Raw genomic sequence first — 25,546 nt, 5'->3', positions numbered from 1 at the left:
TTATTGATTAAAATATTGTAATTGAAATGTGCTTTCTAAATAGTTTACTAATGCAGTCTGTGCTTCAAGTTCCGATTGAATTGCTTCTTTTATCAACTGCGTAAATGCAGTATAATCAATTTCGCCTTCTCTATATGCCAGTAATGCACCTGTTTTTTGCTCTTTTGTTAATGGTAAAACTTGGTCTTTGTAAAACTCCCAAGACGTTTTCCATTTGAAATAATTTTCTTTAGCCTGAACAAACCTTGATTGTACTTCCTGTTTTTTGAACGCTACGTTGGTTTCTGCTATTTCTTTATCAATTCTGGCACTTCTAACTTGTGCTTTGTTAGAACCTGATAAAAACGGAATTGAAATTCCTGCTTGATAGGTGTAAAATCCTGAATTGCCATTGACACGCTGTAAGCCACCTTGAAGATTGAACTTCGGTAAATTATCTGCCTTTGCAGCTTTATATTTGGCTTCTGCTTCATCTACAATGTTCTGCGACATACTGTACAATGGATGATTTTCAATACTGAACGTTTCCATATCATTCTCCATCACTACGTCAAACTCATCTGAAACTGTAAAAACTTCTTCTGATACCAACCACAAATTGAATTGTTGTAAGGCAATAAGATAATTACTATAGGCTTGCGCTTTTTTATTCTGAATTTGAAACGCTTGATTTTTTGCTGCTGAATATTCTAATTTAGAAATGGCTTCGACTTCATAATTTAAAGCTACTGCTTGTTCAAATTTGGAATAAATGGAATCCAGTTCTTTATACAAGTTATAGTTCCGTTTCATTTGATAGCATTTAGACCACGCTTTTTTTACTTCCAATTCCAGTTCCAATTCGGAAAGTTGAAAGGCTTTTTGTGCTAACTGAATGCGTTGTTCTTGTAACTTCCTTTTTGAACCAATACCAAACACATCAATATTAGATTGACCAATACCTATGGTTGTATAAATACCATTGCCACTATTAACTTCTTCTCCACCTGTAAAAATTTGAGTCGTTCCGAAATCATAGGCAGTCGCTTTTAATTGTTCTTGTTTTGTAATTTCCAACTGCTTTTGCTTCAATAATGGATAATTACTTTTTGCGAGTTTAACAGCTTCCTGTAATGAAATTTCGGGAATTGTATCATTCAACTCTTGTGCATTACTTTGTGGTGAAAAGCCAAATAGTAATAATACAACTGCTGTTGCTGTTACTAACTTTTTATTTGGCTTAAACGTAAAAGATTTGTTTTCTACCCAATGATATAAAATTGGTAAAACAAATAAGGTAAGCAAAGTTGAAGTTAATAATCCACCAATAACTACAGTTGCCAAAGGACGCTGTACTTCTGCACCAGCTGATGATGAAATAGCCATTGGTAGAAAGCCTAATACATCTGTAAAAGCAGTTAGCATAATAGGTCTGATTCTTCGTTTAGTACCTTCAACTATTCTATCCTTTAAATTGGTTACACCTTCTTCTTTTAATTCGTTGAGTCCGCTTATCATTACCAATCCATTTAATACCGCAACACCAAACAACACAATAAAACCAACACCTGCCGAAATACTAAATGGCATATCACGCAACCATAAGGCTACTACACCACCAATAGTTGCCATTGGGATGGCTATATAAATCATTAAGGTTTGAGGTAGTGATTTTAATGCAAAGTATATTAGTATAAATATGAGTAATAAGGCGATAGGAACAACGGTTTGTAATCGGTTGCTGGCACGTTCCAGATTTTCAAATGCACCACCATAGCGAATAAAATAACCCGATGGTAGTTCCAATTGTGCATCTAATTTTGATTTTATTTCAGTTACCAACGATTTTACATCTCGACCTCTGACATTGATACCTACATAGGTTCTTCTGTTGGTATTGTCTCTACTTATTTGCATTGGTCCTGCTTTGTAACTTACATCAGCTACTTCGCGAAGTGGAATCTGTGCACCAGAAGGTAAGTTGATAAACAAATTTTGCACATCTGTTATGTCTTTACGATTATGAGAACTTAACCTAACCACCAAATCAAATCGCTTTTCTCCTTCAAATATAGTACCTGCTACTCCTCCTGCAAAAGCTGATTGCACAATTTGATTTAACGTGTTTATTTGAAGTCCGTATTGTGCCAATTTATTTCTATTGTAAGTAATGGTCATTTGTGGCAATCCTTTCGTAGCTTCTGCTCGCATATCACCTATACCTTCAGTACCTGCAATAATTTTTGATATTTCCTCTGCTTTTTGAGCGAGGATGTTTATATCTTCGCCATAAAGTTTAACAGCAATATCTTCTCTAATACCTTCAAGCAACTCGTTAAAACGCATTTCAATAGGTTGGGTAAACTCATAATTAACGCCAGGAATAATTTCGACTGCCTCTTTTATTTCTTCAATGAGTTCATCTTTTGAAGACACTGTTGTCCATTCGCTTTTAGGTTTTAGGATTACAAAAATATCCGCAAAATCCATCGGCATTGGGTCTGTAGGCACTTCGGCAACACCAATACGACTAACAATTTTTTCTACTTCTGGAAATTTTGCTTTTACTATTTGCTCTATTTTAGTGGTAGTTTCAATGGTTTCAGTAAGGGAACTACCTGGTTTTAAAATAGCGTGAAATGCAATATCACCTTCATCGAGTTGCGGGATAAATTCACCACCCATTCTTGAAAACATAAAAACGGTTATCCCAAACAACACAACTGCAATACCAATTACCCATTTACCTTTTCGCAAGGCTCTAACCAATATAGGTTGATATTTGTCTTCAACCCAATGTACAAATCTATCTCCATAAGATTTTTTATCATTTTTTGGTGCTCTTAACACTAAAGCAGACATCATTGGCACATAGGTTAAACACAGTACCATTGCACCAATCATAGCAAAAATAAAGGTCAATGCCATTGGTTTAAACATCTTTCCTTCAATACCTTGTAAGGCTAAAATGGGTAGAAAAACGATAAGGATAATCAACTGACCGAAAAACGCAGCGTTCATCATCTTTTTTGAAGCATTAGACGCCACTTTATCTCGCTCTTTGGATGTAAGCTGTTTCTTTTTTAGTACTTGTGATGCAATGAGAAATACTGTACTTTCTACAATAATTACAGCGCCATCAACTATAATACCGAAATCTATTGCTCCCAAACTCATTAAGTTTACCCAAACATCGAACACGTTCATTAAAATAAAAGCGAATAATAAGGATAATGGTATTGTTGAAGCAACGATTAAACCACCTCGCCAATTACCCAATAAGAAGATAAGCACAAAAATAACTATCAATGCACCTTCAATAAGATTTGTGGTTACAGTAGAAGTTGTTTCTCCAATTAATTTACTTCGGTCTAATAAGGGTTCAATAATTACACCTTCAGGTAATGACTTTTCAATTTGAGTCATTCGCTCTTTTACATTGGCAATAACATCATTGGAATTTGCACCTTTTAGCATCATCACCAATCCACCTACAACTTCACCTTCACCATCTTGGGTTAATGCACCGTAACGTATGGCAGAACCGAATTGCACAGTTGCAATATCATTAATAGTTACAGGAATATTATTAACGGTTTTTACCGTAATTTTTTTAATGTCTTCTAAACTCCGTACCAAGCCTTCTCCACGAATAAAATTAGCCTGATGGTTCTTTTCAATATATGCACCACCTGTATTTTGATTATTGGCTTCAAGTGCATTAAAGACATCTGTAATGGTCAATCCAATTGCGTTTAAATCGTTTGGGTCAAACGCGACTTCGTATTGTTTAATTTTACCGCCTATGGCGTTAACCTCAACCACACCTTCTACCATTGCCATTTGACGTTGTACAATCCAATCCTGCATTGAGCGTAAATCTGCAATGTCGTATTTGTCTTTATACTCTGGTGCTACTTTTAAGGTGTATTGATAAATTTCCCCTAATCCTGTGGAAATAGGTCCCATAGTAGGTTCTCCAAAACCAGCTGGAATTTGTTCTTTGACTTCGTTTAGTTTTTCGGCTACTAATTGACGAGGTAGATAGGTTCCCATATCATCGTCGAATACGATGGTAACAACCGATAAGCCAAAACGAGAGATTGACCTAATTTCCTTTACATCAGGCAGGTTGCTCATTGCAACTTCCACAGGGTAGGTTACAAATTGTTCAATATCTTCTGTACCTAAATTAGGTGCTTGTGTAATAACCTGTACTTGGTTATTGGTAATGTCTGGAACAGCATCGATTGGCACTTTGGTCATACTCCAAATACCTGCTCCAATTATGGTAAGCGTAAGCAAACCAATAATGAATTTGTTATTGATTGAAAAATCAATGATTTTATTAATCATAGTAAAATTTTAATTCAGTTAAACATATCATTTTGCGCTTCGCGCAAAATAAAAGCGAAGCAATGCTTTTGTTAAAAAGCATTGCGTAAGGATATAGCTATCCTTTAAAAAACTGAATTATACTTTAGGTGGCTGGAAAAGTGATTCCAAATATCTGGAAGTGAAGTTTACTTTATGTAAATTATATTGTTTTTTCTTTTCAAACTTTAGTCGATTGGTTAAAGCCAAATTATTGTTAGCTATAATTAACACTAAAGGGTGACAACATTGATTATGGGAATGGACTGGTGTATTCTCCTTATCTGGGTTATGATGATGCTCTCCATTTTTAGAATCGCCGTCAATGTAGTCTTCAACTACATAATCAAGGAAAGAGTCTCCATAAATTTTATGGTCTTGATAATGGGTAATTACATTTGAAATTTCTTTAATTGGACCACAAAAGTCCATATCTATGCTTATCCCTTGAAAAAAGAATAAAATAGACATTGATATGGAAACAAATATTTTCATATAATTTATACAAATATACAAATTATTGAATGCAATGGTGTTGCAAATAAATTGATTGGTAAATTACAAAAACCATAGAGCATCTTTAGCATCGTCTGGAACACCATTATTAAATCGTGGTGCTATTTGTGCTACCATTTCTGGGTATTTTATGGTAATAGGTACATTTTGTTGTCGAAGTGATTTCCAATACAATCTGCTAAATTGATATACCTGTGTTAATAACTCTAAAACCACGTCTGCATCTTCAAAAGCATCTTCATCTGGACTGCTTATTTTTATCTTTATTGGAAATGGATAACCGTCTGTATCAGAATAAAAACGGTCGTTTGGATAGCGTGCATTATTGAAAAGTAAAAATTTATTTAAACCTATACGAATGTATGTACCACTTACGGGCATTAATTTATCTCCCCAATTTACATCGTAAGCAATCATGTCTTCTGCTTCGGTTTTATTGATATTCAAAATATATAAAGGCACTCCTAATTTTAGTTTGTTCATCCCATCAATAATTGGTTTTAGTTCTTCATAGCTCATTTCTTTATAAAAATGAATGACTACTTTATCTGCTTGACTTACGGACGTAAAATCTCTAATTGCCTTTAATATGCTGCCTGCTAATAGTTCTGTTTCGTTTTGGTTGAAGTATTCAAAATTTCTGAATAATCCATTATTTTGAAAACTAAAAGCACTTGCTATATACCTTCTGTTTTCGCCTTGATTGGTAAATGCTCCTACACCTATAACCAATTCTTTCTTATCGGTTACTGCCAGCTTCCAAGGTGCTCCGCCTAATTTGGCGTGAATAGCTAATGCCATATTTTGTAATGAAAACTGAAAATTGTATTGGTCTTGGATGTTTACAATCATTTTTTCGTAATCCACTACTTGGGTTACAATGCCTTCATTTAAAAACAATTCTTTAATGTGGATGTAAATTTCCCTATCGTCTGGATGTGGTGTAAATTTATCGAAAGGACTGATGTAAAATGCTGCATACTTTATATTGTCGTGGTCAAACGTTAAACTTTCGAGTTTTTGAACGATTTCTGGAATTGGGTCGTTTTCATTTGTGAATTCAATAAAGTGTTCTTTTGAAGCTGTAGCCTTGATATTTACATAGGCTTCCAATCCTTTATAATAGTTTTTTGCGGTATTTACACCTTCTTTTAGATTTTGATAGAAAGACAACACAGAATCTTTATGTGAGGTATGGCAAATGAAAAAAATCTTGATATTTTGATTGTTTGGCCGTCTGTAAGGATTTAGGATATTCATTGCCTTTTTAGGCACAAGATGGGTTTTCTTATTACCATATTGGTCTTTACCAAACTCTAATAAACCCAAGTTAGGATTTATATGGTTTATTCGGTTACCAGGAACATCTATAAAAGCATCTTCCTTAAAAGGAAATAAGGCTTTAAATTCTTCTGTAAACAAATATTTTTCTGCAAATTTGGAAATAAGTGCTATATACTTTTGGTATTTGTTGGCTGGTCTTACTGGTTCTTCAATAGGTATATCTAATGCTCGTGCTAATGGTAAACTAAAAATTGGGAATGCTTGGTCAAACTGAATAGCATTGTAAAATTCTTGTTTTTCCTCTGTGTCGAGGTCCATTTGGTAATTGAACGTTTTTTGACCATATACACAACGCCTTATTAACTCTGAATCCTCTATATCCTTAACCGACGTTGTAAGGACTTTTGATGTGCCATCATACGATACAATAAGTTCTGGTAAGTCGGTTAATTTTGCAAATTGTATTTTAAATGAAAACTTGTAATATAAATTATAATGTTCTGTATTCCCTTTAAGAGAAGGCATCCACACTTGCACATCACCAACAAAGTTTTTTACAACTACATAGTCTTTTGCTTTAAAATAGTTTCTTAATTGGTGTTTAAGGTATTGCTTATATATTCTTAATTCTCTACCATCTACTAAATTGAGTTTAATACTTGATGCATCTGGTACTTCTGTTGTAAATGTTGTAAATATTTGGTCTGTGTTAGATAAGTCTGCATCTGGAAACACCTCTTTAATCTGCCTTGAAAATTTAGATTTATGTATAGGATGACTACCTTCAATATCTTCTATAGTTAAATAAATGGTAGGCGCACTATTAGGCCATTTAAAGTTAAGTATGTTCGTTTTGAGGTGTTCTTGCATTGGTATTATAATTTTCTACATAAAATGTTCTTATATATTAAAGTTTAGCGTCAATTTTTGCTTTTATTTCTTTAAGCTCATTTATACTATCATTATCAGGACTGAAATAATTATTAAATTGTTTTTCAATATCACCTGCGTATTGTAAACTATAAACCTCAACATCCCAAATTTTCTTTCTTATTGTAGAAGCTAATTCTATTATATCGCGACTTCCTAAATCATCATAACCTACATCTCTTCTAATATCCATTGCATTTTTAATAAATGGTAATAAAAGATTATCTGAAATATGTCTAAAATCTGGGACTTCACCAGCATCTTGGATTTCCTGTAAATAACCATAATGTGCCGGATTATACTCGTTAATTAGACTTGACCAAGGATGTGATAAATAATCTTGTGGACCAAATTTTATTCTATAATCATCTACCAATCTTGCGTTAGCGTTTAGTAGTTCCATCATATCAGCAGCAATTTGTTTTTGTTTTGACACCTTATCTTCAATATGAAACGTATATTTTTTCTTTAAATCTTTAAACGCTTCATTGTAAAAATCTGATATTTCATAAAGGTTAACGAATTGCTTTTGCCAATCTTCTGCATCTTCACTAAAAAATGCTTGAAAAACCTTGAAATTAGATAAAATATCCATTTCGATAACTCTTTCAAAATTCTTATTAGTATTGAAATACATCGTATTCATTGCTGAAGGTTTATCTTTTTCTGACTTATAAAAAACCGCCATTCTTTCACCGTGCTTAACAATGTCCTTTTCTAAAGTTTTCAGATAATTAGTTAATAATAACAAGCGGTCTTTTAAATCTTGCTGTTTATCGTTAGCAGCATCTTGCCTTTCTATAATTATTTGCTCTCTCTGTTCATAAACTTGATAAAGCACAAAAAGAATTGACAGGAAAGCTAATATTCCACCAATTAATGAGCCATAGGCAGATATTATATGGTCTCTTGTATTGAAATCTACATCAAAGAGTTTCCAATTATCTGTTTCATATATAGCTTGAAAAGTAAGAAATACAATTAATGCTAACGTTAACCAAAACACCCATTTGATTATTTTTTTATAGCGAGATAGCGATTCCATAATAACTACTTTTTAGGTTTGCTATCTTTTGGTTTAAGCGAATTAGATGGTTTAGTGGTAGTTCTTCCTAAATCAATTTTGACATTTTTCGATTTACTTGAATTTTTCTGTTTTGCCATAGCGTCTATTTTTTAGGTTTTGAGTCTTTTGGTTTTAAAAAAGTAGGTGGCTTTGTAGTTGTTCTACCAGCTCCTACATTATCCCATATTGTATTAGGGTTTGATTTTGGTAAATTTTTGTCCTTGTCTTTCATAATTATTTCTTTTTAGGCTTATTGCTTAATTGAGATGTTGGTAATGGTGTCGTTCTGCCTTTTTGATTCTGCCGATTTTGTGCAGGATTTTGTTTTGTATTCGTCTTGGGTTTCTGTTGTGATGTGATTTTTTTTGCCATTGTATGCGTTTATTGATGTATATATTAATATGCAGAATAGACCTATAGCCAAAGTGTAAATTGAAGCTAAATTTAATCTGTTCATTTTTTTATTTCTCGAATTTATGCCACTAACTATCTCATCATATTCTTTTTCATCATCAATATCTTGAACTGCTTTAGTATTATTTTTACTTGCTATATAGTGCGATAATAAATTGATAAATAATGTTGTAGTTAACAGAAACCAACCAATAGAAATAATCCAAATACAAATAGCGTTTTCTAAAGGACTTATTTTGTCTATAAATGTAATAGTAAGACCTAAAGCGCCAGACGCAATTATTGTAATGTATTTCTCGAAATGGTCATCACTTTTACTCTTCTCTAACAGTAATGATAGTCGATAGTCATCCCAAGCCTTTATTTGTTTTTTAGTTTTTTTCAAAATGTTACATCTATGTTCAGTAAACTTAATTCATCAATCTTACTAATTTTTTCTTCAGCTATTTTGAGGATTTCCGTACGCTCTTTTTCATTTTTTAGCATTAGTACAATTTGTTCCGACATCCATAGCTTAATTAATTCGTTCTCGTCTTCTTTTAATGTTTTGGCAAATGCGACTACTTGTTCGCGTCTTGCCATACGATTTCCTCGTTCTATTTTACTTAAATAAGCAACGTCCATATTTAGGTTTGCAGCCATTTCTCTTAATAGCAAATTGCGTTTTTCACGCAATGAGCGTATATACTCTCCAAACTCCATAATAGAATTATTTAGACTTGTCAAATTTTGTCTAATTTAAGAAAAGGAAAGAAAGAAGTAAGAAAAAGATATTAACAGTTATCAACAAGGTAATGAGGAAGTTAAGGATTTAAGGAAGCCCTATCAATTTTATCCTTAAATCCTCAAAATCCTTAACTATGTCTTTGCAGGATTTGAATAGTTGTTGTGCGCTTCTCTATGTATTAAACCTGCTTCTACAAATTTGGTAATATAGCCTTCTGCGGTTTTATGTGGGATGCTCTGTTTTGCGGCTAAATCTAAATAATCTTGCCTGATAAATTGCTTTGGTAAACTTTCTAAAAAGCGTTCTTTTCTATTTAAACGTTTTGTTACTTTTTTCTCTATTGGTAAGCCGTTAAATACTTTACTACTGTGTTTTACTAAAATTGAAATTATGGTTAATGCGTTTTCAAAATCTACATCCTCACATTCTTTAGTTGCATTTACATCACCATCTTCCATAATTCGGAATGCTGTGAATAGCATCATTATCCTAAACGCAATTAAGCCTAATCGCCTTATTGTTGCGATGTACTCTTCAGGTTGTAGGTTGATGTATTTGGTCTGTAAGGATTCAAAAAAGGTATTGAATTGCTGTTGTTGAGTTGTGGTTAATCGTATTTCAATCTCTGGATTGTTTTTTAGCGTTTTGTACAATTCTAAAAACTCACTACCTAATTGGTTATAGTAATCATCTAAACCTACTTTATTGCTATTTTGAAACACGTTTTTCCAAGTTGGTTTTATATTCATATAGTAAAACATAAAACGACTAAACAAACCATTTTCTGCGTTGGGTATTAAGGTTGCCACTTGTTTAGGTGTGCCTGATAATACTGTTGACAAACACGGTTTCTCAATATCTACATATTCTCTATCTGTTCTGCGATAATAGCTTATAGTTTCGTGATGAAAGGCTTTACGAAAACCATCGGAATAATTACCATAATCGCTTTTAAAGGCTTGTGCTAACGTATCGCCTTCGGTTTCAAAAATTAACCCTCTGCCTTTATTATCAGAAATTAATTGATATACGCCTGTTACACTATTGTTGGCAGGAATAAACAGCATTCTTTCTGGTGGTTTACTTGGTTTTTCCAAGTTTTCATCTTTACCCTTGTTCATATTATAAGTTGCCATTTCTGTATTAAATTGTTGCTTTAGAACTTTGGCTTGCTCACGTTTTAACTTGTGAACAGGTTCTACCAAATTTTTAATTTGATTAAGCCTGCCTTTACCTGCAGATGCAGGTGCAGTTACAAAAAGATATAAATTAGCAAACACCTTACGTTGGTCGTAGATACCAAAGAGTTTAGGAAAGCAGGCACTAAAAGCCGTTAAAGCTCCTAACAACAAAATGTCCTTTTCCTCTTGACTGCTCGCTGGATTTACAACTTGTTGTAAAAACTGCGGTAAGGTATTAAATACCTCATCCGGTATTGTTGGCATTGCTTGGTTGGGTGTATCAACAATAGTTGCAACGTTTGTTGCAACTTCGTTGTTGTACTGTTGTTTGGTCGGTTTGATACCTGATTGATGTGCGTTATGGTAAAAGGTAGCAATAGTAATTCCGTGTCCTTTTGCATTTAAGCATTTGTTGAATTGTTCATCACATTCTTTTGAATCATAGCCCGCATAGTTTTTGCTTATTCGGTGGAAATAATCTCTTCCTGTTTCTCCATATTCTTCAGCTAAAGCAAAACCTAAATCTCTCCAAGTTGCATAGTTTCCTGTTATGTCCAAACCTGATTGCTCGATTGCTGAAATGTAGGATTCAATGTCGTTATCAGCAACAGCAACAACATTAGTTGTTGCCGTGTTGCTTTTTGGTTGAGGTTGCTCTTTAGGAACTTCTAACCAATCTTTTGGGTTAAATATTTTTGTCATAATGCTTGATGTCTTTTATGTAGAAAGGCTGTTGGGTCATATGGTAAAAAACACGCTCTGGAAACGTCTTTACCTGACTGGTCAACCTCAATGTTATAATTGTGTTTAATGTAATTTGCTACTGCTGTGAAATATTCTGAATGTGATACTTCTGAAACATCTATTCTAATAATCCATTTTAAACCATCACCAGATGGTGATATGAATAGCATTTCGGTTTCAAAATATTCATCATTTAAGAGTTGTGTTCTTAACTCTTGTAAATTCTCTAAATGGTCAAAATCAATCGTTAATAGATTAGAATGCTTTAGCAAATTGTTATCACTTCGTTTTTCAAATGTTCCTGAAAGTGTTACGTAATCAAAGCGATTTGCTTTGAATTTACGTGCTTCTTTTACATTGGTAATTGCTCTTAATTCTTCAGTAATCCTTTTGTATTTATCACTTGTGATTAATGCAAATATTTGATGCAGTCGCAATGTTTCCGCAGGAAATACATTACGAACAGGTGCTTTGAAAAAGCTACAGTAAGCATACCAGGTATCGTCTGGTTCGTTTAACCATTCTAACTCGTCATTTTCTTTGATTTCTAAATTCAGATGTACTGCTTCATTTATTTTCTGCAATAAATCAGCTTCATCAATAGTTTTAAAATGATATTTGGCAAATTCAAATACATCACCGTTAAAGGTTTTTAGTTCGGTATCTCTATGGGTTGCAATCACTCCATCAATATGAATCCGTAAAGTTTCTTTTCCACCATTAAATGGGTTACGAGTTATCCCGCAGTCCCTTCCTTTTACGGAAAGGACTGTTGTATCAGGATAATACTGTCTTAACACATAGGCATAAATCTTTAAGCCATAATGTGTTTTGTCTAAAATTGCTTCTCTACTTATTTCCATCTTGCTTGAAATTATGGTTGTAGTAGTTATCTTGAAGCAATTGCTCTATGTCAGCAACTCTATAGTAAAATTTACCTTTTACTTTGCTGTAAGGCAAAGTGCCATTGGTTCTTAAAGTTTGCAACGTACGCTTACTAATATGTAAAGTCTGCAATACATCTTGATTGTCTATCCACGTATCCTTTAATACTTCTGCTCTCGATTGTCGCAACAATTCGATACGTGCTTTTAAGTCCTTGATATCTTGCGAGAGTGCCAAGATTAAATCGATTATTTCAGTCATAACTTCACCGCTCCTTTCTTAATTAGGTAATCGGCAGCTTGCTGTTCGATTTCATCTTGTGAATCAACACGGTTACTTAATAACCATTCTTCTAATTCGACTCTGTTAAAATAAATTTTCTTTCCATTCGGTTTATAATGTGGAATGGTTCCTGTACTTGTAAGTTTGTATAAATGGGATTGTGATAATTCCAAAAACTTACACGCTTCGTTGAAGCTCAATACGTTTTTTACAATAATGTTTCTGTCTAAAACGTGCTGTTCAATAATTTTGAGACGTTCTAATATTTCGTCCATAACTAATAAAATTTTAGTTTATAGTAAATGGACATCTGGCCAAATGTCATTCTTGGTTTTCAAGAACAGGACAAAGGTTCAAAATTGGCTTCTCGATTTTAGTAAGAGTGTAAAACAAGGGTAAGACAACAGTAAGGTTTCTTACTATTCTTACTGTTTTTTATTGCAGTTGTTGGATAATTTTATCTATTTCTTCCTTTTCTTTTGGGTTATGAACTTTGTTTTTGTGAAGATTATTAGCCTTTAATAGCGTACCTGTTTTGGTAACAAATTTTCCAGAACGTTCTATTGCCGTAGGATTGAAATAAATAAAAAATGGTTTAAGTTTTGTTACAAGGTAACTAAACTGTGTCGTCTCGCATTGAAGATAAATTTGCGATTCTGTATTTGTGAAATCTTTTGCTAATAAGAGTTCGTGCAACTGTTCTACAGTTGTACGGTTATCTAACAAATCTATTTTTAGATTTACCAGTTTGAGCACAGTTAGCAAAGTTGAAGTGTCATTACTTTTATATCCGAAAGAAGTCTTTGGTTTTGCTTTCGTTTTTGATGTTTTTTTGGTAGCAACTTTTTTAGTGGTGCTCTTTTCTATCACATTAACATCAAAAGTTTCATCATTAAAGTATTTTTCTGCAATTTCTGAAATAGAAAATGTTGTGTTTTCTGAAAACTGACCGTATTGCTCTTGTAGTTCAGCATACAATCTTATAGCAGACACTTTTAAGTAGTTTATGATATAATTATCATCATTATTTAAATCTGCTGTTATTCCTCTCTTATTGATATAAGTTGCAATGTCATTTAAGTACTTATCAAATTTATTAAGTAGAATAGTATAGCTATATTTATTTTCCGGTGTAGTTGCATTTACGGGAAATTCTTTTGAAAATGATGCTACTGTATTTTCTGTTTCAATAAAGATTAGCTTTTGGTAGTATTCTTTTTTCGCATTTAAAGGCTTTTTAAAGTTTACTTTAAAAACTGCATTATTGGCTTTTGGATTCAATTTAAAATCAGACAGTAGGTATTTAAAATCCTTTTTTTGTCTATTATCTCTATGTAAGCCATTGGTTATAGAAACCAAACTTGAAAATACACTTCCTTTCATTATAAATCCAGTTGAATACGGTTAGCAGCTTCTTTCTTTTTATCGTCAATTACTTTAGCATATATCTGTGTAGTGCGTAACTCTTTATGACCTAATAATTTTGATACTGTATATATGTCTGTACCCAATGTTAATTGTAAGGTAGCGTAGGTATGGCGCGCGCAATGGAAGGTTATATTTTTAGTAATACCTGCTTTCATCATCCATTGTTGTAGCTTTAAGTTAGACCAGGCACTATAATGTAAGCCATCAAACACTTTATCATCTGGATTACCTTTTTCTCCTAATAGATTTCTTGCTTGGTCTGATATTGGTAAGGTTTCTACACCTTTAGTTTTCTTTTGTCTAAATCGGATATAATATCCCATTTCTTTAGAGTGCTGGATTTCTGACCATATTAGTTTTTCAATATCTGACCAACGTAATCCGGTTAAAGCTGAAAAAATAAAAGCATTTTTTAAAATAGGTAGTTCACATTCTGTATTAACTGCCTTTTGTAATTCATCAAGCGTTAAAAATTCTCGTTGAGGTTCGCCTTGTTTAAAGTATTCAACACCATTTGCAGGATTTACTTTTAATATACCATCCTTTACAGCCTGTTTTAATGCTGCTGAAAATTTCCCGAAATATGAATATTTTGAATTTTGAGACAATTGCTTACCTGCTCTACCTATTGCATCTTTATCTAAATACTCTTTGAAACGCTCAACAAATGATTTGTCTATATCTTGAAAACTAACATCAGTTGGACAAAACTTTTTTAAATGTTTTAGCATACTATTCCAATTACCATAATTGCCAGAGCTTGTATTTTTCTTTTCTGCTAAAGCTGTGATGTAAGTAATAAAACTGCCTTTTAGCTTTTCAATATCTTGAAAACCATAAATACCATTTTGAATTTCTATTTGTCGCTGTGCACATATAGTTTCAGCCAATTGTTTGGTTTTCTTATTAACTTCTCTTTCAGTTTTGGTTTTAGGATTAGGTGTAAGGTATAAGCGTAAGTATTCTGTTTTACGTTTGCCTTTATGATAGTAATCTAAATACAGACTTATTTTGTAGTTCTTCTTGCGTTGTCTTAATGTTACTTTCATAATGGAATTAATTAAAGAGGTTTTCTATTTGCCATCTTGCCACAATACGCTTTCTACCAAAAGGAACTACTTTTAAACGTCCTTGTTGAATCATTCTTTGAATGGTCCATCTACTCACGCCAATAAGTTGTGAGGCTTCTGTTACGCTTAAAAAATCTTTGTTATTTACAGCATTAGGATTGTGAACTTCAACAACTTGTTTTTGCTGTTGCATATCTTTAGTAAGAGTAGCTTGGATTTTTTCTTGACGTTTGCGTGCCTTATAGGCTCTTTTTGCACAAGTATCGCCACAGTATTTAGTAACTGTTGTACGTGCTGTGAAGGCATTACCGCAATGCTTACAAGTTTTAGGAATGAATAAATTACTGCTCATAAATGGTGCTTTATGTAGCGTAATGGTGCAACGTGGTGCGTTATGGTGCATCATTTCGCCTTTATTTTGCCAACAGATTTGGGCAACAAATCCATATTTAAGGCAACAGATATACAACAAATTTAATCAAAAAAGAGTAAATAAGCAACAAATAAAAGAAGATAAAACACTATAAAATCAACAATAACAAGGGATTAACAAATAAAAGAAAGTAAGTTACTTCCCGATACAAAAATTAGCAAAAATATTTCCTAACAAATCATCATTAGATATTTCTCCAGTAATTTCACCAAAGTAATATAAAGCCTGACGGATGTCTATAGCTAGCAAATCGCCAGATAAGCCTGTTTCAAGGCCATATTTTACCTTTTGTACCTCTTCTAAAGCCTTCAGTAAAGAATCATAATGTCTTGTATTTGTAACAATGGTATCATTATTTTTTAAAGCACCTGTATTTACAAAACTTAAAAGTGTATTTTTTAGTTGCTCTACACCGTGATTTGTTTTAGCCGATAACATTTGAGCTTGAGTTTTCTTTCCTGTTTTAGAAATATGTATAAGTGCTTTATTTAATTCTGAAAATTGTACATCAGAGAGTTTATCAGATTTATTTGCAATAATTAGCAATGGTTTTTGCGGATACTTGTTTTTAATTTTCTCTATTTCAATGTTCAGTAATTTTGACTTTTTGGTATCACTCACAAACACATCAGCTTCAAAAAGATAAATAACAACTTGCGCTTGTTCTATTTTTTCAAACGTTTTTTTAATTCCAATACTTTCAACCACATCTTTGGTGTCTCTAATACCCGCTGTATCAATAAACCTAAAACCAATACCACCAATAGAAATTTCGTCTTCAATAGTATCGCGCGTAGTACCTGCAATGTCACTTACTATAGCGCGTTCTTCATTTAAAAGTGCATTTAACAAGGTAGATTTGCCAACATTTGGTTCGCCAACAATAGCTACAGGTATTCCATTTTTAATAACATTCCCTACAGCAAAAGAATCTATTAATCGCTTTAAAACCGATAAAATACGGGCAGTTAAATCTTTAAATTGGGTTCTATCGGCAAACTCAACATCTTCTTCAGCAAAATCAAGCTCTAATTCAATTAAAGAGGCAAAATTTAATAACTCTTCACGTAATTTGGCAATTTCACTAGAAAAACCACCTCGCATTTGTTGCATAGCAATTTGGTGCGAGGCTTCATTATCACTAGCTATTAAATCGGCCACTGCTTCTGCTTGACTTAAATCTAATTTCCCATTTAAAAAAGCACGCAGTGTAAATTCGCCAGCAGTAGCCATTCGGCAACCATTTCTTAAAAACAGTTGTATTATTTCTTGTTGAATGTAATTAGAACCATGACATGAAATTTCTACTACATTTTCTCCTGTATATGAATTGGGGTTTTTAAAAACAGACACCAAAACTTCATCTAAAGTTCTAGTGTCATCAACTATATGCCCTAAGTGTATAGTATGTGTTGGTTGTTTAGTTAATTGTTTGCCAGAAACTGATTTAAATTGTTTTTGGGCAATAGTTATAGCATTTTCACCAGACAACCGTATAACCGCAATGGCACCTGCTCCTGAGGGTGTTGCCAAAGCTACAATAGTATCATTATTAATCATGCTGCAAAAGTATAATATTATTTAGTGCTTTAGCACATTTGTTTTATTGATATGTCCATTTGAAGTATTAAAAATATATAATAAACTTAAAATTTGTAATACTAAACTAAACAACTATACAATGATTAAACAAAAGCTGATATTTATAAGCTGTTTAACTGCCGGTTTATTAATTACAAATTGTAGTAGCAGTAATGATGATAACAACACGCCAACTGCCGATACTGTTAAGCCAACAATTAACTGCCCGGAAACAATAACTATATCTGTTGATAATTTTACTACTGAAACCACAGTAACATACACAACGCCTGTTGGTACAGATGATAATGATGGGGCTATAACAACACAAATTAGCGGTATTGCATCGGGTGAATTATTTCCTTTAGGAACTACCACCAATACTTTTGAAGTTAAAGATGCTGCCGGAAACACTAGTACTTGTAGTTTTGATGTTGTTGTTTCTCAAAATACACCCTCTGAAAATATGCCATTTTTTGTTGAAACGAATTATACACCTAACGGAAAAAAATGGGTTAAGGTTGATGCTATGTCTGATGAGTTTAACTCAACAAATTTAGATGAAACTAAATGGAAAAATACCGATCCAAATCAATGGATTGGAAGACCTCCTGGGCTTTTCAAAAAAAATACAGTTTCTGTTGAAAATGGATATCTTAAATTAACTGCCGATATTTTACCAGAACCAGAAACTGTTAACGGAAAAGAATTTACTCATGCTGGTTCTTACATTACATCATTAACATCAATTGGACCTGGGCATTATTTTGAATGCCGTATGAAAGCCAGCAAAACATTTATGTCTTCAACTTTTTGGTTAATAAACAAGCGAAACGAAGGTAGCGGTTGTGAAAGACGTGTAACTGAGTTTGATATACAAGAATGTGTTGGAGAAATAACAACTGATGCTGCTTGGGCTCAAAGCTTTGATAACAGTATGCACTCTAACACACACAGTAGAAATGCAGATTGCACTGAAACACCAACAGGTTCAAATGGAAACTCTGAAGATACTTCATCAAAAGTGTATGATGAATTTCATGTATATGCTGGTTGGTGGAAAAGTCCAACTGAAGTAGAATTGTTTTTAGATGGAATTAAAGTTGGTACTGTAACACCTCCTTCAAACTTTGATTTACCAATGTATATGAAAATGGTTGTTGAAACTTATGATTGGAACCCTGTGCCAAATGGTGGTGGAATGAATGGAACTGCCGAAGAAAGAACAACGTCATATGATTGGGTTAGAACATGGAAATTAGAAGACCAATAATTTATTCTTTTAGAACATTAAAATAGAGTATATTTGCGCCCCATTTTTATATATGCAATATGCTTGTAAAAAAATCATTTTTAGAAAAAAAAATAATAGCAGAAAAAACAATACCTATAGGTAGTTTGTATTTTTTTGAAAATTTTTTAGTAGCTGAATTTAATGAAGGCGTTGTTGTTAATTTTGAAAGTTTTAATGACGCAACAACACTGGTTAAAGAATTTTATGGCAACAAACCTTTTGGTTTTATTAGCAATAGAGTAAACTCATATGCCATTGATTTGTATGATGCTCCTTTATTTATGAAAGAATTTACTAATTTAGAGGCTTATGCAACTGTAATTTACAACGCAATAAACAATAAGCTTTTTGAATTAGAAAAGCGCTTTTTTAAATTCAATAAAGAAAATTTTACCGATTTAAATTTAGCAGTTAATTGGGTTGAAACGTGTATTGATAATAACTAACCTTGTTTCACCAAATAAATACCATCAGTTTTAATATCTATTTGGCGTTGTTTATACAAAGTTCCTATAGCTTTTTTAAAGCTTTTTTTACTCATTTGCAACGCCTCTTTTATGTGTTCTGGGTCTGATTTATCAGTTAAATTTAAAAAGCCGCTATTATCTTCTAACATTTCTAAAACACGTTTAGCATTGGGCTCAATATTTCTGTAACCTATTTGCCCTAAAACAATATCTAGCTTATTGCCGGGTCTTATTTTTTTAACAATAGCCTTAAAAGTATCACCTACATTTACATCAGTAAAAATAGTGTCCTTAAAAATTAAGCCCGTATGTTTTTTATTTACAATAACATTCCAACCGATATCTGATGGGTGCGAAACAATAACATCAACTTCATCAAATTGATTTACTGTTAAATTTTTATTGCTTAAAAACCTGTTAGTTTTACTAGAGGCTACTAATCTTTCAGTTTTTTCATCTAAATAGCAATATACCAAATACCAACCGCCTGGTTTCATTTTAAAAGCTTGCTCTTTAAAAGGGCAAAAGAGTTCTTTTACCAAACCCCAATCTAAAAACGCACCAAAATTATTTACTTGGCTACAGCGTACTAAAGCAAAATTGCCTAAAGTTATATAAGGCACATCGGTTGTGGCTACAAGTCTTTCTTCATTATCTAAATACACAAAAACATCAATTTTATCCCAAATTTTAAATGTACTTGGCACATAACGGTTTGGTAGTAAAACTTCGTTATTTTCTTCATCTACTAAATAGACGCCGTGGTCTGTTTCGCGTAGTATTTCTAAGGTATTTATTTTTCCTAATTGCATAATGCGGCAAAGGTAGTAATATAAACTAACAAATTGTGCTTTGCGTTAAGGATTGAAGCAAGTTACCGTGTAACGCGGAAAGCCTGACCCCTATTTTTCATAGGGGTAACGCCCAAATACGTGTTTTAAGTTTACCGCATAAAAAAAGCGCTACTATTTGCAACGCTTAATATATTTTATAAGAATTTCTATTTATGAGTAAATAGCTTCTTTATTAAAATGCTTAGTTAATAGATAATAAACTACAGCTCTGTACTTTGTTCTGTTTGATTTTCCGTATTGCTCAATTACACTTGCAATGGCGCCATCTAAATCATCAGATTCACTTAAACCTAATTTTTTTATTAAGAAGTTGTTTTTTACGGTGTCTAATTCTTTTTGGTCTGAACCTGAAACGGTTGAAGCATCGGCATTGTAAATTGATGGCCCACAACCAATAGTTACTTTAGTTAATAAGTCCATGTCTGCATCAACTCCACATTTTTCTTTTAAATCTGCTTCATATTTTGCAATAAGTTCGTCACGTTTACTCATGATAAATTTAATGTTTAAGTGTTAGTAAATATTTTAATTGATAACTTTTTTAAAGATACAATTTTTAGACACAGATGTAAAAAATAAGTCACATTTTTACTTTATAAACTTAAAATAATGTAGCAAAATTTCGTCATTAGTATTTTTAGGCGTGAATATTTCTAATAATTTTGGGGTGCTATCATCATTAAAAAATGTTTTTAAAGCGCTTTTTAATGATGCATCATCATGGGCTTTTTCATAATTAAAACCGTACATAGCACATAAATGTTTTGCATTTAAATGGTGTGTGGTTTCAAAATATGTATCAAAATTTTCAGTGTTTTTATGGCCTGGTAAAATCCTGAAAATACCGCCACCTTGGTTATTTATTACAATAATTCTAAAATTAGTTGGTATATAGTTATTCCAAAGCGCGTTGCTATCATAAAAAAAGCTTAAATCGCCTGTAATGAGTGTAGTTTGTTTACTTGTTACTGATGCAAAACCTATGGCTGTAGCTGTACTACCATCAATACCACTTGTACCACGATTACAATACACTTCTAAGGTATTATTTAATGTGAACAATTGCGCATAACGTATGGTTGAGCTATTACTTAATTGTAAAACAGAATGATTTGGTATAGCTTGCAATATGATGTTAAAAGCAGTAAAATCTGAAAATGGAATGCTTTTTAAATACTCTTTGTGTTTTAAAAGTCTATGCGTTTTAATGTTTTGCCAATACGTTTTATAATTACTTTCTACAACATGTGTTCTGGGTAAAAATGCGTTAAAAAATGTATTTGGTGTAGTTTCAATTATTTTATTTAAACAAAAAAATGTGTTGTTGGCTCTTGTATTGCCAATATGCCAATGTTGTTTAGGTTTGTATGTACGTAAAAAAGCTTTTATTTTTTTTGACACTATTAAGCCGCCAAAAGTGAGTAATATATCTGGTTGAAGCTCATTGAAATCATCTGCATTTAAAGGCGCAATTATTTGATCTATACTCGGAAAAAACGCAGTATTGTGAATGTTTGATGTAGTTTCAGTAAACACCAAAACACTGGCATCATTTGCTAACACATTAAGCCATTGCTGTTCTATTTCATTGGGGTTGTTTACACCCACTAAAATCATTTTTCGCTTTGCGTTATTCCAATCTTCAACACAGGTATTTAACACATCAGCACTAACCGTATCATTTTTAATTTTAGGCGCTACAACCTCTGGGTTAACCGTTAAGCTTTCAACACGATCATACAAAGGCTCATTAAAAGGCACATTTATATGTACAGGTCCTTTTTTTTCTATTGAAACGTTAATGGCTTTGTTAATTTCGGTTTCATTATAAGTTTGAATAGACTGCTTTAAACCCAATAATGTTTCAATTTTATGTTCTATATTTTTAAAAATTGGTAAATCTTCAGTTTCGTTATTTGTTTCATTTTCATTTAAATCTTGCTTTAAATTAGCTGAATAATGAATATGATTTTCAAAAACATGAGGCTGATTAATGGTTTGTCCATCACCTATACCAATTAAGTGTTTAGGACGGTCTGCCGATATTACCACTAACGGAATATGGCTATAAAACGCCTCAGCAACTGCCGGATAATAATTTAATAACGCACTACCCGATGTACAAACCACCGCTGTAGGTTCTTGCAACTTTTGTGCTATACCAAGCGCAAAAAAAGCGGCACAACGCTCATCTACAATACTGTAGCATTTAAAAAAGTTATTATTTGAAAACCCAATGGTTAATGGCGCATTACGGCTACCCGGAGATAAAACTATATGTTTGATACCTTTAGCTTTACAAAGTTGAATAACGGTTTGTGCTAACGGAATTTTAGGATACATCATAGAATAATAAAATGTAATACAAAATTACAAAATAGTGTGAAAACTTTACGCTAAAACAGGGGTTAAAGCTTTTATAAAACCGATTTAATTACTAATGATTTTGCAACGGTTTCCTCCCATTCTTTTTCAGCATTTGAATGTTTTGTAATACCACCGCCAATATACAATAACGCATTATTGCTTTTTAGTTGCATGCACCGCAAATTAACATATAGCTGCGTGCTTTTTTTGGTTATGGCGTAAGCTCTATTTTCAATATTGCGTTTTCCAGAGCGTGGTTTTGCAGTAGTTTCTATGTGTAATTCACCTAAAAAGCCTGTATAAAACTGGCGATTGTAAGGCTCATAGTCTAAAATAAATTGTTGGGCTTTTTGTTTTGGCACACCGCAAACGGCTGGTGTTGGGTGTATGGTTTTTATAACATCATTTAAATTGGCTGTTTGCTTTAATTGTGCCACTATCATGGTTTTTAAATGTAGTAAATTACCTGCTTTAACTGTATTGGTTTTAGAAACCGAAATACTTGTGGTGGCTGGTTTTATATTTTCAACAACATAATCTGTTACATATTGCTGTTCTTGTAATTCTTTGTTTTGCCAAACTACATCTAAACTGCCATTATAAACTTGGGTGCCTGCCAATGCCATTATTGAAAATCTATTACCTTCAATTTTAACTAATGTTTCTGGTGTGGCACCTAACCACAAACCTACTTTTGGATGATACCAGCAGTACACAAAAGCCGATTGGTATTTTTGCAATAAACGCTTAAAAATTAAAAACGGATTGTTTGTTGTTGCAACACTTTCAACTCTAGATACTACTACTTTTTTTAATGCATCTGTTTTTAAAACCTCAATAGCTTTTTCAACCAATGCTATATGTTGTTCTTTTGCTGTAGTAGTTACAACACTGCTTGTTTTACTTGTATGGTTTAATGTGTCTGTATAGTTATTTAATAAAAACGTTTTACAATTTTCTAGAGGAAATAATACCGTTTCTTGTGTGTCATCAAAAGGAGAAAATACAAAACCTTGTTCTGTAAAATCAAATGTTTTGTACAATGCATCTGTTTGTTGTAATAAAGCCTTAACCTTGGTTTCATTGGGTTTGCGATATATTACAAAAGGCAAATGCTGTTTGTAGTGGGTTTCAATAGTATTAAAAAACACTTCAGATGTCATTAACTACTTATTTTTAGGAAGTGAAATAGTTGTTAATTTACATACAGATATTAAGTTATCATCATCGTCAGTAATTTTAATATCAATAAGCTGTGTGGTACGGCCTTTATGTAAAAATGTAGCTTTAGCATATACAAAACCAGAACGCACACTTTTTAAATGGTTTGCTGTAATTTCTAAACCACGAACAAACATGTTTTCAGTATCAATAAAAATATGCGATGCAAAACTACCCACAGTTTCAGCTAAAGCAGCTGTAGCGCCACCATGTAAAACACCATCGGGCTGATGTACTTTTGGTGTTACAGGCATGCGGGCTATTAAAAAATCGTCACCAAAATCAATCATTTTAATATCTAATGTTTCCATTAAAGTATTTTTGGTAGCGTTATTTGCTTGTTCTAAAACCATTTCTTTAGATAGTTGCATGCTAAATGTTTTTTTAATTTTAAGTTTGTAAAAATACAAAACTAAATGCATTAGTATTTGGTTTGCTAAACAGCATTTCTACTAAATTAACATATTGTTTTTATGAATTCACTTATTTTAGAAGACAACCGTGTAAAACTCACACTTTTAAATTTAAATAATTATTCATACTTAAAAGAAGTTGCTGCACAACCTAATTTACTGCAATATTCGCCCAGTTCAATTCATACACCCGCATACTTAAAATTATATATTGAAAACGCTTTAGAAGCTTTTAATCAAAAAACAGCTATCCCATTCATTATTTTTGATAAATTACACAATGCCTACGCAGGCTCAACAAGGTTTATGTCTATAAACTGGAACCATAAAGTATTAGAAATAGGCGCTACATGGATTGGAAACCAATTTCAAGGCACAGGATTAAATAAACACATGAAGCAGTTAATGCTTAACTATGCTTTTAATGATTTAGATTTTGAAAAAGTTGAATTTAGAATAGATGAACGCAATATAAAATCTAGAAAAGCCGTTGAAAAACTAGGTGCAACTTTAGAAGGGGTTTTACGTAAAAATGTATACTTAAATGATGGTTTTAAACGAAATTCTTGCTGTTATGGCATTTTAAAAGAAGAATGGTTTATGTAGCACTACCACTTTTATCTATTAAATTCACATTTAAACTATAATAAAGCATAATATTTAAAAAAGTTTTTAAAATTGAGTAACCAAAAGTAAATCAACCAATTATGAAAACTTTTTTGCTATTAGCAACCCTTATGGTTTGCACCGTCTCTCATGCACAATTTCCTTCAGAAGATGATAAACTACACATTATTGCAGGTGCTGTTATTTCAACGGGTGTTTATACTATGGTGTATATTAAAACAAAAGATAAGAAAAAGGCTTTTTGGTATAGTTTAGGTGTGGCAACCATTGCTGGTATTACTAAAGAAACTATAGATAGTGGTAAACCTAATAACAAATTTGATACCGGTGAAGCTGCTGTAACAGCATTAGGAGGCTTAGCAGCTAGTTTTACTTTACATATTTTTACAGGAAAAAAGAAAGCTAAAAAAAAGCAAGCGTTTTTGCTAACTAATTAAACCTTTAACAATAGCTTTTACAGGTAATATGGCCTTGGTATATTCTATACTTGGTCCTGCAACCCAAACCGTTTTATAAGTTGCTTTGGTAGCAGCATTTTTAGTAGCATTCATGCCTATTGAAAACCGTATCATTTTAACCCATTTTTTAAGTTTTCGGTTTTTGTTTAATAGGTTTTCAATCCAAGTAGATTTTGTACCAATTTTTTTCACATAAGGGGTGTTTATAACGGTACATGGTGTGCCCGAAATACGCTCTGTCATTACTATATCATCAGCACCATAATCAACACAAGCTTGTTTATATTCTTTAGTTACATTAGCTTCAACAGATGCTATAAACGGACTACCAACAGATACACCCGAAGCGCCGTAACTTAACATTTTATCTACATCTGCTTTACAACCAACACCGCCAGCAGAAATAACAGGAATATTACAATTAGCTACCAATTCTGTTATTAAATCTTTAGGTGAAATATTACCACGGTGGCCACCTGCTTCGTTATTTACAGCAATAATAGCATCGGCACCTAAAGCTTCCACTTTTTTTGCAAACTTTAAATCGGTAACATCACAAAACACTTTTATACCTGCTTTGTGAGCTTGTTTTATGGTTTCTTCAGGGCTACCCAATGAGGTTATAATAAAATCGCAGCCCGCTTCACACAATACATCTAACTGCGCCTTGTATTTTACATTCGATTTATTTACAATTAAATTAAACCCAAATGATCCACCCGTAGTTTTTGCTTTTTTAAGTGCTTGTATCGCCTCTCGTAATTCATCTAAAGTACGGTAATTTAATGCTGGTATACAACCTGCTATACCGCTTTTCATAGCCTCAGTTACCATAGCTACATTTGATACCAAAAACATTGGTGCTTGTATAATTGGGTGTTTTATATTTAAAATATTGGTAATACTTGCAGACATATTTTTTCAATTTTAACAAATATAATAAATATTATG

25 protein-coding genes are annotated in these 25,546 nt (G+C 32.6%); 4 read left to right on the top strand and 21 right to left on the bottom strand.

The features are described 5' to 3' along the window. From FUA26_RS01250 to mnmE, 15 genes are all read right to left on the bottom strand, one after another. Complete coding sequence (locus FUA26_RS01250) at nucleotides 1-4,335, bottom strand: CusA/CzcA family heavy metal efflux RND transporter (RefSeq protein ID WP_147130654.1); 4,335 nt, start codon at nucleotides 4,333-4,335, stop codon at nucleotides 1-3. Between the two features lie 117 nt (nucleotides 4,336-4,452). Continuing rightward, a complete protein-coding gene (locus tag FUA26_RS01245; protein ID WP_223878838.1) occupies nucleotides 4,453-4,848 on the bottom strand; it encodes a hypothetical protein in 396 nt (131 codons plus the stop codon). Nucleotides 4,849-4,911: 63 nt separating this feature from the next. Further along, on the bottom strand, nucleotides 4,912-7,023 hold the full coding sequence (locus FUA26_RS01240) for a Piwi domain-containing protein (RefSeq protein ID WP_147130652.1): 2,112 nt from the start codon (nucleotides 7,021-7,023) through the stop codon (nucleotides 4,912-4,914). Between the two features lie 37 nt (nucleotides 7,024-7,060). Further along, nucleotides 7,061-8,128 carry a hypothetical protein gene (locus tag FUA26_RS01235; protein ID WP_106688408.1) on the bottom strand — a complete coding sequence of 356 codons (1,068 nt, stop codon included), beginning with the start codon at nucleotides 8,126-8,128 and terminating at the stop codon, nucleotides 7,061-7,063. A gap of 124 nt (nucleotides 8,129-8,252) precedes the next feature. Further along, nucleotides 8,253-8,381, bottom strand: coding sequence for a hypothetical protein (locus FUA26_RS15830; protein ID WP_255457248.1), 129 nt, complete (start codon nucleotides 8,379-8,381; stop codon nucleotides 8,253-8,255). Between the two features lie 18 nt (nucleotides 8,382-8,399). Then, on the bottom strand, nucleotides 8,400-8,948 hold the full coding sequence (locus tag FUA26_RS01230) for a hypothetical protein (RefSeq protein WP_106688407.1): 549 nt from the start codon (nucleotides 8,946-8,948) through the stop codon (nucleotides 8,400-8,402). Next, nucleotides 8,945-9,265, bottom strand: coding sequence for a helix-turn-helix domain-containing protein (locus tag FUA26_RS01225; RefSeq protein ID WP_106688406.1), 321 nt, complete (start codon nucleotides 9,263-9,265; stop codon nucleotides 8,945-8,947). Before FUA26_RS01225 ends, FUA26_RS01230 begins: the two co-directional genes overlap by 4 nt. A 156-nt stretch (nucleotides 9,266-9,421) precedes the next feature. Then, on the bottom strand, nucleotides 9,422-11,173 hold the full coding sequence (locus FUA26_RS01220) for a DUF3987 domain-containing protein (RefSeq protein ID WP_147130650.1): 1,752 nt from the start codon (nucleotides 11,171-11,173) through the stop codon (nucleotides 9,422-9,424). Next, nucleotides 11,170-12,078 carry a BT4734/BF3469 family protein gene (locus FUA26_RS01215; RefSeq protein ID WP_147130649.1) on the bottom strand — a complete coding sequence of 303 codons (909 nt, stop codon included), beginning with the start codon at nucleotides 12,076-12,078 and terminating at the stop codon, nucleotides 11,170-11,172. The genes FUA26_RS01220 and FUA26_RS01215 overlap by 4 nt, the downstream gene beginning before the upstream one ends. Next, entirely contained in the window at nucleotides 12,065-12,292 is a 228-nt protein-coding gene (locus tag FUA26_RS01210; protein WP_246109046.1) for a helix-turn-helix domain-containing protein, read from the bottom strand. The genes FUA26_RS01215 and FUA26_RS01210 overlap by 14 nt, the downstream gene beginning before the upstream one ends. 65 nt (nucleotides 12,293-12,357) lie before the next feature. Beyond that, complete coding sequence (locus FUA26_RS01205; RefSeq protein WP_036122936.1) at nucleotides 12,358-12,657, bottom strand: helix-turn-helix domain-containing protein; 300 nt, start codon at nucleotides 12,655-12,657, stop codon at nucleotides 12,358-12,360. A gap of 160 nt (nucleotides 12,658-12,817) precedes the next feature. Beyond that, nucleotides 12,818-13,765 carry a DUF6617 family protein gene (locus FUA26_RS01200; protein WP_105473072.1) on the bottom strand — a complete coding sequence of 316 codons (948 nt, stop codon included), beginning with the start codon at nucleotides 13,763-13,765 and terminating at the stop codon, nucleotides 12,818-12,820. Further along, entirely contained in the window at nucleotides 13,765-14,859 is a 1,095-nt protein-coding gene (locus tag FUA26_RS01195; RefSeq protein ID WP_106688403.1) for a site-specific integrase, read from the bottom strand. Before FUA26_RS01195 ends, FUA26_RS01200 begins: the two co-directional genes overlap by 1 nt. Before the next feature lie 7 nt (nucleotides 14,860-14,866). Beyond that, on the bottom strand, nucleotides 14,867-15,286 hold the full coding sequence (locus tag FUA26_RS01190; protein WP_223878836.1) for a helix-turn-helix domain-containing protein: 420 nt from the start codon (nucleotides 15,284-15,286) through the stop codon (nucleotides 14,867-14,869). A gap of 162 nt (nucleotides 15,287-15,448) precedes the next feature. Next, nucleotides 15,449-16,873 carry a tRNA uridine-5-carboxymethylaminomethyl(34) synthesis GTPase MnmE gene (gene mnmE / locus FUA26_RS01185; protein WP_147130648.1) on the bottom strand — a complete coding sequence of 475 codons (1,425 nt, stop codon included), beginning with the start codon at nucleotides 16,871-16,873 and terminating at the stop codon, nucleotides 15,449-15,451. 121 nt (nucleotides 16,874-16,994) lie between these two features. Between mnmE and FUA26_RS01180 the strand changes: the two genes are divergently transcribed. Together FUA26_RS01180 and FUA26_RS01175 are read left to right on the top strand one after the other, a co-directional pair. Continuing rightward, nucleotides 16,995-18,167: an HYR domain-containing protein gene (locus FUA26_RS01180; RefSeq protein ID WP_147130646.1), complete on the top strand. Its 1,173-nt coding sequence runs from the start codon at nucleotides 16,995-16,997 to the stop codon at nucleotides 18,165-18,167. A 59-nt stretch (nucleotides 18,168-18,226) separates the two neighbouring features. Beyond that, nucleotides 18,227-18,634, top strand: coding sequence for a hypothetical protein (locus FUA26_RS01175; RefSeq protein ID WP_147130644.1), 408 nt, complete (start codon nucleotides 18,227-18,229; stop codon nucleotides 18,632-18,634). Here FUA26_RS01175 and FUA26_RS01170 read toward each other — a convergent pair. From FUA26_RS01170 to FUA26_RS01150, 5 genes are all read right to left on the bottom strand, one after another. Then, a complete protein-coding gene (locus FUA26_RS01170) occupies nucleotides 18,631-19,470 on the bottom strand; it encodes a CvfB family protein (RefSeq protein ID WP_147130642.1) in 840 nt (279 codons plus the stop codon). The two genes, FUA26_RS01175 and FUA26_RS01170, sit on opposite strands and share 4 nt — an antisense overlap. 189 nt (nucleotides 19,471-19,659) lie before the next feature. Further along, nucleotides 19,660-20,001 (bottom strand): DUF2853 family protein, encoded by a 342-nt coding sequence (locus tag FUA26_RS01165; protein WP_147130640.1) that lies wholly within the window; start codon nucleotides 19,999-20,001, stop codon nucleotides 19,660-19,662. 96 nt (nucleotides 20,002-20,097) lie between these two features. Then, nucleotides 20,098-21,855 carry a 2-succinyl-5-enolpyruvyl-6-hydroxy-3-cyclohexene-1-carboxylate synthase gene (menD, locus tag FUA26_RS01160; RefSeq protein WP_147130638.1) on the bottom strand — a complete coding sequence of 586 codons (1,758 nt, stop codon included), beginning with the start codon at nucleotides 21,853-21,855 and terminating at the stop codon, nucleotides 20,098-20,100. A gap of 71 nt (nucleotides 21,856-21,926) precedes the next feature. Further along, nucleotides 21,927-23,039: a chorismate-binding protein gene (locus FUA26_RS01155; RefSeq protein ID WP_147130637.1), complete on the bottom strand. Its 1,113-nt coding sequence runs from the start codon at nucleotides 23,037-23,039 to the stop codon at nucleotides 21,927-21,929. A gap of 3 nt (nucleotides 23,040-23,042) precedes the next feature. Beyond that, the gene (locus FUA26_RS01150) at nucleotides 23,043-23,468 is read right to left on the bottom strand and encodes a PaaI family thioesterase (protein ID WP_147130636.1); all 426 of its coding nucleotides are present in this window, start codon (nucleotides 23,466-23,468) and stop codon (nucleotides 23,043-23,045) included. Nucleotides 23,469-23,570: 102 nt separating this feature from the next. Between FUA26_RS01150 and FUA26_RS01145 the strand changes: the two genes are divergently transcribed. Next, nucleotides 23,571-24,116 (top strand): GNAT family N-acetyltransferase, encoded by a 546-nt coding sequence (locus FUA26_RS01145; RefSeq protein ID WP_147130634.1) that lies wholly within the window; start codon nucleotides 23,571-23,573, stop codon nucleotides 24,114-24,116. Nucleotides 24,117-24,217: 101 nt separating this feature from the next. Beyond that, the gene (locus FUA26_RS01140) at nucleotides 24,218-24,574 is read left to right on the top strand and encodes a hypothetical protein (RefSeq protein ID WP_147130632.1); all 357 of its coding nucleotides are present in this window, start codon (nucleotides 24,218-24,220) and stop codon (nucleotides 24,572-24,574) included. Here the strand turns inward: FUA26_RS01140 and FUA26_RS01135 are convergent. Continuing rightward, nucleotides 24,563-25,510 carry an NAD(P)H-dependent flavin oxidoreductase gene (locus tag FUA26_RS01135; protein ID WP_147130630.1) on the bottom strand — a complete coding sequence of 316 codons (948 nt, stop codon included), beginning with the start codon at nucleotides 25,508-25,510 and terminating at the stop codon, nucleotides 24,563-24,565. The genes FUA26_RS01140 and FUA26_RS01135 overlap by 12 nt on opposite strands. Between the last annotated feature and the right edge of the window lie 36 nt (nucleotides 25,511-25,546).

This window comes from Seonamhaeicola algicola, assembly GCF_007997385.1.
Taxonomy (GTDB): domain Bacteria; phylum Bacteroidota; class Bacteroidia; order Flavobacteriales; family Flavobacteriaceae; genus Seonamhaeicola; species Seonamhaeicola algicola.
The sequence above is the reverse complement of the archived record's forward strand: the minus strand, read 5'-3'. Positions and strand labels throughout refer to the sequence as shown.